This window comes from Janthinobacterium rivuli (assembly GCF_009208735.1).
Taxonomy (GTDB): Bacteria; Pseudomonadota; Gammaproteobacteria; order Burkholderiales; family Burkholderiaceae_D; genus Janthinobacterium.
In genome coordinates, this window is record NZ_WFLJ01000057.1 from 1 (window position 1) to 628 (window position 628).

Here is a 628-nt window from a genome sequence, read left to right on the forward strand (position 1 = left end):
GACCGTGAAACAACTTTGCGCCGATGATAGTGCTGCAACCAGTGTGAAAGTAGGTTATCGTCAGGCTTGTTATTCGAAAAAACCCCTTCCGGTGATCCGGTTGGGGTTTTTTTACGTCTGCTGGTTTATTCTCCAGATCTTACTGGTAAATTGCTGGCAATTCAGTCGTCAAGTAGTATTCACTTCCTTGTCGATGCTCCTGAACTTGCCGGCCAGGCGCCAGCCTGGTGCAGCTGCATGTGGATCAGTCCGTTAATACGTCAGCGTCAACGGGTACCAGGGCATTTCGAATGGTATTAACTGGTCAATTTGATAGTGATATAGCATCACATCATTAAATTGCACACTTTCTTAGAATAAACCTTGCTGCCCGCGTATAGCTTTGCTATAGTTCGCCTCCCCAATGAGACGCTGCAGTTTGCGAAACAACGGGATCACCGGAAACGGTGAGGGCAGTAAAAAAGAAGGTTGACGGATGTAGTGAAATGCTTCATACTCTTTCTTCTTCGCAGCTGACAAACACAACGCTTTGTCGATAGCGCGAAAGCAGTAACCGAATACAGTTCTTTAACAATTAACAGTCGATAAGTGTGGGCATTTGATGTAAGTGCAGCAGTGATCTTCGGAT

At 45.9% G+C, this 628-nt stretch carries 1 protein-coding gene; it reads left to right on the top strand.

Translation table 11 applies throughout. The features are described from left to right. Positions 1–256, top strand: a 256-nt coding sequence (locus tag GCN78_RS29850; RefSeq protein WP_226939878.1) for a hypothetical protein, incomplete at its 5' end; no start/stop codon positions are given. Positions 257–628 lie beyond the last annotated feature (372 nt).